The sequence below is a fragment of the Variovorax sp. GW458-11-26-14-LB1 genome (assembly GCF_059423965.1).
Genome location: NZ_JBWKYW010000068.1, coordinates 25,966 through 34,089, shown reverse-complemented (window position 1 = coordinate 34,089; position 8,124 = coordinate 25,966). Strand labels below are relative to the sequence as shown.

At 71.9% G+C, this 8,124-nt stretch carries 8 protein-coding genes; all 8 read left to right on the top strand.

Features of this window, described 5'->3' with window-relative positions; all coding sequences use genetic code 11:
• Positions 1–535, top strand: a 535-nt coding sequence (locus tag AC07YS_RS29395; protein WP_495275752.1) for a DUF4384 domain-containing protein, incomplete at its 5' end; no start/stop codon positions are given.
• Positions 536–590: 55 nt separating this feature from the next.
• Positions 591–2,174 (top strand): murein transglycosylase A, encoded by a 1,584-nt coding sequence (mltA, locus tag AC07YS_RS29390; RefSeq protein WP_495270162.1) that lies wholly within the window; start codon positions 591–593, stop codon positions 2,172–2,174.
• A gap of 30 nt (positions 2,175–2,204) precedes the next feature.
• Positions 2,205–2,954: a hypothetical protein gene (locus AC07YS_RS29385; protein ID WP_070063873.1), complete on the top strand. Its 750-nt coding sequence runs from the start codon at positions 2,205–2,207 to the stop codon at positions 2,952–2,954.
• A 27-nt stretch (positions 2,955–2,981) separates the two neighbouring features.
• The gene (locus AC07YS_RS29380) at positions 2,982–4,115 is read left to right on the top strand and encodes a hypothetical protein (RefSeq protein WP_495270163.1); all 1,134 of its coding nucleotides are present in this window, start codon (positions 2,982–2,984) and stop codon (positions 4,113–4,115) included.
• Positions 4,112–6,130, top strand: coding sequence for a caspase family protein (locus AC07YS_RS29375; RefSeq protein ID WP_495270164.1), 2,019 nt, complete (start codon positions 4,112–4,114; stop codon positions 6,128–6,130). The genes AC07YS_RS29380 and AC07YS_RS29375 overlap by 4 nt, the downstream gene beginning before the upstream one ends.
• Positions 6,131–6,184: 54 nt before the next feature.
• The gene (locus AC07YS_RS29370; protein WP_056584544.1) at positions 6,185–6,742 is read left to right on the top strand and encodes a type VI secretion system tube protein Hcp; all 558 of its coding nucleotides are present in this window, start codon (positions 6,185–6,187) and stop codon (positions 6,740–6,742) included.
• A 28-nt stretch (positions 6,743–6,770) separates the two neighbouring features.
• The gene (locus AC07YS_RS29365) at positions 6,771–7,610 is read left to right on the top strand and encodes a type VI secretion system accessory protein TagJ (protein ID WP_159273677.1); all 840 of its coding nucleotides are present in this window, start codon (positions 6,771–6,773) and stop codon (positions 7,608–7,610) included.
• Positions 7,603–8,118: a type VI secretion system baseplate subunit TssE gene (tssE, locus tag AC07YS_RS29360; RefSeq protein ID WP_062481207.1), complete on the top strand. Its 516-nt coding sequence runs from the start codon at positions 7,603–7,605 to the stop codon at positions 8,116–8,118. Before AC07YS_RS29365 ends, tssE begins: the two co-directional genes overlap by 8 nt.
• Positions 8,119–8,124: the final 6 nt, after the last annotated feature.

Here is an 8,124-nt window from a genome sequence, read left to right as displayed (position 1 = left end):
ACCTCCGCCACCGCCCAAGCCGCGCACCCCCGCCGAATCCCTGCAATCGCTAGCGGCCGGCGCCGCCCCGGGCTTCGAAGTCACGGCCACGCCGAAGAAGGCCGAGGTCGCCATCGGCAAGGACAAGCTGGCCTTCGAGGTGCGCAGCAAGCGCGACGGTTTCGTCTATGTGTTCCTGCTGTCCAGCGGCGGCGAGATGTTCCTGCTGTTCCCGAACCTGCTGGACAAGTACAACAAGATCACCGCCAACGCCGCGCTGGCGCTGCCGCGCGCCTCCTGGCCGATGGACGCCGGCGGGCCGGCCGGCACCAACCAGTTCGCGGTGCTCGTGAGCGAGCACGAGCGCGACTTCGGCGCCTCGGGCGTGCAGAACGAAGGCGTGTTCCCGCAGTTCCCGCTGCCGGTGCTCGCGGCACTCGAAGCCACGCGCGGCACCGGGCCGTCGCCGCTGTTGGGCAAACCGGTCTGCGCACCGGGCGCCCCGCCGTGCAACGACGTCTATGGCGTCGCGAATTTCAAAATCGTCGAGAAGTAATCGTCTGTAGAGCGTCGGCCGCCTTCGGCCCCCTTTCCACGACCAGGAGACTTTCATGCACACGTCACCGTCGCCGCACTTCGCGCTTCCCCTTTGCCGAACGGCCACCGTGGTCGCGCTGGTGCTGCTGGCCGCCTGCGCCAACACGCCGCCGACCGCCACGGGCTCGGCCGCCACTGCGCCCACCACGGCCGACCCCGCGACCGCACCGGCCCGCCCCACCGGCGGCAGCGTGGCGGGGCAGGCGCGCACCTTCTCGACCCAGCTCGCCACCTACACCTCGGTCGGCTTCGACGCCGTGCCGGGCTGGGCGCGCGACGACTTCTCGGAAAGCTGGCCGGCCTTCCTGGGCAGCTGCAAGGTGCTCAACGGCCGCGGCGCCGAGTGGAAAGAGGTGTGCGAGCGCGCGCTGAAGGTCGACGGCAAGAGCACGCAGGCGATCCGCGGCTTCTTCGAGAGCGAGTTCTCGGCGTACCAGATCCGCGACGACGACCGCAAGCCCGACGGCGTGGTCACCGGCTACTTCGAGCCCGAGATCGCCGGCAGCCGCACCTACGTCGCACCGTTCATCTACCCGGTCTACGGCCAGCCCGAGGACATGCTGTTCGTCGATGCGCGCAAGCTCCCGGCCGGCAGCGGCACGGTGGCCGCGAAGGTCGAAGGCCGCAACGTGATCGTGCAAAGCGGCCTGAGCACGCGCGACATGGGCGCACCGGGCCTCTACGCGCTCGACCTTTCGGCCATCACCCGCGACACGCTCGACCGCAAGGTGCGCCTGCGCATCGACGGCAAGCGCCTGCTGCCGTACTACACGCGCGAAGAGATCGAGACCAAGGGCGCGCCCAACGCCAAGGTGCTGGCTTTCGTGAGCAGCGCCACGGCGCTGTACGAGATGCAGATCCAGGGTTCGGGCCGCATCAAGCTGCCCAGCGGCGAAGTCGTGCGCGTGGCCTACGCCGAGCAGAACGGCCAGCCCTTCCGCCCGACCATCGCGCAGGCCGCCAACGGCAAGCCGCGCAGCGCGGTCAAGGTGCGCGGCGGCTCGCTCGAGCTGACGCTGGACGACGGCGACGACGAAGACACGGGCGCCGTCGACAACAGCGTGATCCGCACGCGCGGCTTCACGCTGGCGCGGCCCACGGCCAGCGGCGCGGTGGTGGTGCCGGGCCGGCGCACGGCCGGCGCGGTGACCGGCTCCGGCATCAAGGACCCGAGCTACGTGTTCTTCAAGGAATCGACCTCGCCCGCGGGCGGCCCGGTGGGCGCCTTCGGCGTGCCGCTGTCGGCCGGCCGCTCGATCGCGGTCGATCCGCGCAGCACGCCGCTGGGCTACCCGGTGTTCGTGTCGACGCGCACGCCCGGCAGCGGCGCACCCATGCAGCGCCTGACCATCGCGCAGGACACCGGCGGCGCCATCCGCGGCGCGGTGCGGGCCGACTACTTCTTCGGCAACGGCCAGCAGGCCGCCACCAACGCGCGCCGCATGAAGGAGCGCGGGCAGCTGTGGATTCTTCTGCCGCGCGGCCTCGCCGTGGCGCAGGCGGCGGTGTCGGGTGCGATCCGCACGCGCGGTGGCCCGGTCGGCGCGAATCTTCCGCAGTGCCTCGTTCCGACCGAAGGCGTCTGCGTCGACGACTGACCTCACCTTTCTCGACCCCCTTGGCCCTTCATGCAGGAAACCCTCTCGTCCGCGGAAAGCTCTGAACTCGTCCGCCTCTGGCGGCGCCGGCAGACGCTGTCCTCGGACGACATGGGCACCATGTACCGCATCGTGGGCGAGGCGCTCGTGGCCTGCAACCCGCCCGAGCTGCAGGTGCTGGGCGAGGGGCGGCAGGAGCTGGTGGCGCAGTTCATCTACGTGAAGGTGCTGCGGCTCGACGCCGACCCCGACGAGTCGGAAGAGCGCGCCGGCCACAGCGCGCCGTCCACCGCCTTCGCGCTGTGCGCGTACTTTCGCCGCTACCTCATCGACTGCACGCGTGCCAGTTCGTTTCGCCGCAAGGTGTCCATCGGCGACCAGATCACCGAGGCCCAGCTCGAAGACGAACTCGGCCCGGGCGAAGACCTCGACGGCTGCCTGGCCGAGCACGGCCTCAGCGCGCAGGCCGTGCAGCTGGCGGCGCGCGCCTTCATCGCCGGGCTGCCCGAGCCCGAGCGCATCCTGCTGTGCGAGGGCTTCGGGCAGGAGGCCGAGGGCGGGCTGTCGGGCGTGGCCTCGCGCCATGCCATCGCCTCGTACCACTACCGGGCCGGCCGGCTGGGCCTCGTGCACAAGCGCGAAGGGCTGGGCGCCGGCTATGCGCAGACCCGCATCGGCAGCTGGATCGGCCAGACCCTGGGCATCGCCATCGAGGCCGACAACATGGCGGCGATCCTGCAGGTTTTCAAAATCCTCGGGGCTGAAGCGTCTTATGTCTGAAGACATAGCCATTCAGGAACAGACGCCATGACCACCGACCTCTGGCCCCCGCTCAGCGTGATCCGCCATGCGTTCGAAACCGGCGCGCCGCCCGGCGATGCCGCGCCGGACGCCGCACCCGTCGCGATGCCGCACGGCAACAGCGCGGGCGCGGGCACGCCGGTGGTGTCGGACCTGCTGCTCCCTTTGACCGAATTGGCCCGGCGCCGCGAGGCTGTCGCCCGGCGCGCCTTCACCGCGCGCTGGGCGCCGGGCCGCCTCGTGAGCGTGGTGCACGACGGGCGCCTGCTCGGCGTGCTGCTCGACCGCTGCATCCACGGCGACCTCTGGCAGGGCTGGATGGCCGCCGGCGAGCCCGACTGGGCCGGTCCCTTCGACGTGCTGCTGGAGCCCGACGACGAGCCCTTCGAGCCGATGTTCGGCGTGGTCCAGGCCTGGAACGTGCTCACGCTCGAACCCAGCCCGCAGTTGGCCGCGCGCGTGCTCGGCGAGGTGTCGGCCACGCGGCTCGCGGCGATCCGCGCGGTGCATGACGAATGGGCCGCGCATGCGGCGCCCGACATCGCGCCCGAGCCCGGGCGCATCGCGCTGCGCGGCGTGGCCGGCGCGTTCTCGGTGCTTTCGGGCACGCCGCTCGGGCCGCAGGACCCGCGCACCGACTACCAGGCGCTGTACCGCGATGCCGGCCTGCAACTCGGCCGCGCGCTGGCGCAACCGCAGGAGGAGGCCCCCGCCGCGCCGCCGCCATCGCCCGCCCGGCCGCTGCCGCGGCCCGAGGACGGCTGGTGGGGCAGCATCCGCCGCTGGTTCGGCGCCGAAGGCTGGGCGCGCCCAGCCTTCGCGGCGGTGGCGTTGTTCGCGGTGATCCAGAACGTGGGGCTCATCGGCGGGCGCAGCACTGCGGAAGAGGACGAGGTGCGCTTCCGCTCGGTGCCCACGGTGCCGGTCGCGGCGCAGGCCAACCTGGTCGTGCGCTGGAAGGACGGCGTGCGCATCGACGAGGCCGATCGCCTGCTGCACACGATGTCGGCCGAAGTGGTCGGCGGGCCGGGGCCCAATGGTGTCTGGCGCCTGCGTGTGGCCGATCCGGTCGGTGCTTTGTCGGTGCTCGCGACGTCGCCGTTGGTCGCATCGGCCGGACCGGCCTCGGAGCCGCCATGAACTGGCGCGCGTGCAGCCTGCGGTTCCTGCTCGCGCTGGTGGTGTGGGGCGCGGGCGGTGTCGCCGCGCAGGCCGCGCAGCGCGCGCTGCTCGTCGGCGTCTCCGAACTCGTCAACCAGCCGCAGGCCCTGTGGCTGCAGGCGCCGCGCAACGACGTGATGCTCATGCGCGATGCCTTGCTGAAGCAGGGCTTCACCGCGCCCGACATCGCCGTGCTCGCCGACGGCGTGCCCGGCGCCGCGCTGCCCGAATCGCAGGCCATCCACGAGGCCCTGGCGCGGCTGCTCGCGCAGTCGGCCAGTGGCGACTTCGTGCTGCTGTACTTCTCCGGCCACGGCACGCGCCTGCGCGACGTCGCCAAGCGCTACCAGGAGCCCGACGGCCTGTCCGAGAACTTTCTCGCGCGCGACGTGCGCGGCACGCTCGGCGCCGATGCCGCGCTCAGCGGCGACCTGCGCGACGTCGACTTCGACGCCTGGATCCAGGCCTTCCTCGCGAAGAACGTGTTCGTCGCCTCGGTGTTCGACACCTGCTCCGCCAACTCCATGACGCGCGGCACGGGCGATGCGCCCGCGACCGCCGAGGGGCCGACCGACGACGAGGTGCGCTGGCGCGGCCTGCGCGCGACGCAGCTCGCGGGCGGTGCGTCGACGGCGCGGTCCTTGTCTCCGCCAGCGACGGGAGATGTCGTACCGCGCGCCCGCTACGTGGCGCTGTTCGCATCCGAGAGCCACCAGATCACGCCCGAGCTGCGCCTGCCGCGCAAGGCGCGCAGCGCCCGGCCGCAGGGCCTCCTGACCTGGGCCGTGGTCGAGTCGCTGGCGCGCAAGCCCGCCACCTGGCGCGACCTGTTCGACGGCGTGCTCGCGCTGTACCCGCCGGTCATCGACGAGCTCGCGCAGCGCTTTCCCACGCGCGAGCTGCCATCGCCCGTGGCCGAGGGCAACCTCGATGCGCCGCTGTTCGCCAACAGCGGCGCGCCCGCGTCCACGCGCCCGGTGTGGGGCGCGCAGCGCAGCGGCGACAGCCTGGCCGTCAAGGCCGGCCTGCTCGACGGCCTGGCGCCGCAGCAGGAGGTGCGCGTGCTCGCCACGCTCGACGACGGCACCGTGCGCCGCGCACCGGCCGCCATCGCGCAGATCAAGCTCGGCGGCGCCTGGCTCGCCGTGCCCGCGGCGCTGAAGGACCTGCCGGGCAGCGCGTTCTGGAGCGTCACACCGGTCACTGAGCCGGCCGCGACAGCCCTGCGCGTGCGCGCCGACAAGCCGCTGCCCGCCGGCCTGAGCCTCGATTACCCGGCCGCGATCCGCCTGGCCGACGACCCCGCGAGCGCCGACGTGCGCTGGACCGACCTCGGCCCCGCCGGCCATCGCCTCGAAGCGCTCGCGCCCGTGTTCGGCGCCGCCGCCTCGACCGTCGTGGTGCCCGACGTGGGCGCGCTGCGCCGCCGCCTGCAGGCGATGGCGCAGCTCAAGTGGCTGGCCCAGCTGCAGGCCCATGCCAGGGGCGGCCAGCTCGACGGTTTCGATGCGGCGCTCGAAGTCTGGAGCGCCGACCGGCTGCTGCGCAGCGTGCCGGTCGCCGAGGCCGCGAGCGTGCTGCCTGCATTGCGTGCAGGGGAGCGCGTGCGCCTGAACGTGCGCAACACCAGCGGCCGCTCGCTCGACCTCGTCATCACCGGCATCGACGCGCGCGGCGCGCTGCAGGCGGTGTACCCCGACGGGGCCGGCGAAACCAACCGCTTCAAGCGCGGCACGTCCGAGCAGCCGGCGGTCAAGCGTTTCGACCTGCCCTGGCTCGATGCGGCCGGCGAGGCGCGCCTGCTCGTCATGGCGGTGCCGGCCGCGCCCCACAGCGCGCCGCGCCTGTTCGGCGTGGCCACCGCGGCGCAGGCCGACGTGTCGGAAGTGCGCGTGCGCGGCGGCCAGCCGCCGGCCGCCGGCGGCGAGCGCCAGGTGTTCGCGGCCTTGCTGCGCAGGAGCGCCGCCGCGGCAGACGGTGGTGCGCGGCCATGAGGCGGGCGCGCGTGGTCCCGGTCCAGTTTTCTTTGTCCGAATCCGGAGGTTGACATGGCATTTCTCGAAGACGGCTCCTGGAGCCCCGAAGACGCACGGCAGTTCTACGAACTGATCGGCACCGGCTCGGCCGAGACCGACCTGGTCATGATGATCGAGAGCAAGGGCTCGCCCGTCGAGGGCGAACTCGAACGCGTCTTCGACGACGGCAAGGCGCGCCTGAACATCGGCGGCTACTACTGGTCGGTGCAGGTGCCCGAGTCGTCCGCGCAGAACCAGGTCGTGCCCCACAACCTGGTCGTCGCGCGCCGCAGCGACGCGGCCACGGCCACGCTCGCCAGCCTGCTGCGCGCGCAGGAAAAAGACCTGAAGGTCGTCATCAGCGCCTACAAGGCCGGCGGCGATCCGCAGTCGCCCGAGGCGCAGGCCACCTTCGAGATCTCGCTGGAGAACGCGCGCATCTGCCGGCTGGTGCTCAACTCCGGCGGCCACTGGGGCGTGCCCTCGGAGCTGGTCTCCATCAGCTACCGCACGGTGAAGATCAAGTCGGCCCCGCAGAAGACCAGCGGCGCGCGCGGCGCGGTGCGCGAATGCCAGTTCACCCGGACCTGAATCCGAACGCCCCCAGGAGCACCCCGCCATGACGACGACCGCCGCAGACTTCCTCAAGGCCGCCGACCCGGTGGCCGCCCTCAAGGCCCTGAGCGACGACGTGCGCGCCAAGCCCTCCGACCCCAAGCACCGCGTCTTCATGGCGCAGCTCTTGTGCGTGCTCGGGCAGTGGGAGCGTGCGCTCAACCAGCTCACCGTCGCGGCCGAGCTCGACGCGCTCGCCGTGCCCATGAAGCAGGTGTACGGCGAGGCCGTGCGCTGCGAAGGCCTGCGCGCCGACGTGTTCGCCGGCACGCGCACGCCGATGATCTTCGGCCAGCCCGATGAATGGCTGGCACTGCTCATCGAATCGCTGCTGCGGCAAGGCCGCGGCGAGAGCGGGCTGGCCGAAGACCTGCGCCAGCGCGCCTTCGACGGCGCGCCCGCCATCGCCGGCACCATCGACGGCGCACCCTTCGAATGGCTGGCCGACGCCGACATGCGCCTGGGCCCGGTGCTCGAGGCCTTCGTCAACGGCAAGTACTACTGGATTCCCTACGCGCGCCTGGCGCACATCAAGATCGAGCCGCCCGAAGACCTGCGCGACTGTGTCTGGATGCCCGCGCACCTGCAGTTCGAGAACGGCGGCGAAACGCTGGCGCTCATTCCCACGCGCTACGAAGGCACCGAGGCGCAGGACGACGGCGAGCTGCGCCTGGCGCGCAAGACCGAGTGGCGCGAGCTGCGCCCCGAGGTCTGGGCCGGCTACGGCCAGCGCGTGCTCGGCAGCGACGCCGGCGAGTACGCGCTGATGGACGTGCGCGAGATCCTCTTCACGCCCGCCGCTGTTGATGCGGCCGAAGGCGGCGAAAGCAGCGGCGGTGGCTGAACTCACCGCGCAGGAGCGGCTGCAGCCCTCGCTGCTGGACCGCCTCGTCGACCACGCGCCCGACGAGAAGCGCGAGGGCGACGACAAGCGCACGCTCACCAAGCAGGCGCTGCGCCAGGCCGTGCTGCGCGACCTCGGCTGGCTCTTCAATGCCACGGGGCACGGCCTGTCGATGGACGACAAGCAGCACCCGAATGCCGCGCGCTCCGTCATCAACTACGGATTGCCTATGCTGTCTGGCCAGTTCACCTCGTCGGTGCAGCGTGTCAGCATGGAACAGGCTTTGAAGAACGCAATCCTGCAGTTCGAGCCGCGCATTTTGTCCCGCACACTCGAAGTCGAACTCGTCATGGAAGGCCCGGCCCTGGAGTCCCACAACAGCATCGGCCTGCAGATCCGCGGCATGCTGTGGGCGCAGCCCGTGCCGCTCGAGTTCCTCATGCGAAGCCGCGTCGATCTGGAAGAGGGCCGCATAGAGATCGTGGACATGGCGCAAAACCCAAGGTAAGTCCAC

Coding starts and splice junctions, on each gene's coding strand:
- AC07YS_RS29375 (WP_495270164.1), top strand. CDS start 4,112: ATGAACTGGCGCGCGTGCAGCCTGCGGTTCCTGCTCGCGCTGGTGGTG.
- AC07YS_RS29380 (WP_495270163.1), top strand. CDS start 2,982: ATGACCACCGACCTCTGGCCCCCGCTCAGCGTGATCCGCCATGCGTTC.
- AC07YS_RS29370 (WP_056584544.1), top strand. CDS start 6,185: ATGGCATTTCTCGAAGACGGCTCCTGGAGCCCCGAAGACGCACGGCAG.
- AC07YS_RS29385 (WP_070063873.1), top strand. CDS start 2,205: ATGCAGGAAACCCTCTCGTCCGCGGAAAGCTCTGAACTCGTCCGCCTC.
- mltA (WP_495270162.1), top strand. CDS start 591: ATGCACACGTCACCGTCGCCGCACTTCGCGCTTCCCCTTTGCCGAACG.
- AC07YS_RS29365 (WP_159273677.1), top strand. CDS start 6,771: ATGACGACGACCGCCGCAGACTTCCTCAAGGCCGCCGACCCGGTGGCC.